This is a genomic window from Mesorhizobium sp. M1C.F.Ca.ET.210.01.1.1 (assembly GCF_004791585.1).
GTDB lineage: Bacteria > Pseudomonadota > Alphaproteobacteria > Rhizobiales > Rhizobiaceae > Mesorhizobium.
Window position 1 is genome coordinate 1 of record NZ_SRUU01000242.1, and the last position, 278, is coordinate 278.

Consider the following 278-nt stretch of genomic DNA (forward strand, 5'->3'; position numbering starts at 1 on the left):
GGATCGAGAAGGTCGACGATCTGCACGGCATGCTGCGGGTCTGCGACTTCGTCTCGATCCACTGCGTTCTGAACGATGAGACGCGCGGCCTGATCGGCAAAGAAGAACTCGCTTGCATGAAGCCTTCGGCCGTCCTCGTCAACGTGTCGCGCGGCGCGCTGATCGATGAGGCCGCACTCGTTGAAGCGATCCTTGCCGGGCGCATCGCGGGCGCTGGGCTCGACGTCTATTCGCTGGAGCCGCTGGCGAGGTCCGGCCATCCGATGAGCGCGCTTTTC

The 278-nt window shown here is 64.0% G+C and carries 1 protein-coding gene; it reads left to right on the plus strand.

All coding sequences use genetic code 11. The features are described 5' to 3' along the window. Positions 1-278 (plus strand): NAD(P)-dependent oxidoreductase (locus tag EN853_RS33750; protein WP_281062261.1); only part of this gene is annotated, 278 nt, incomplete at both ends.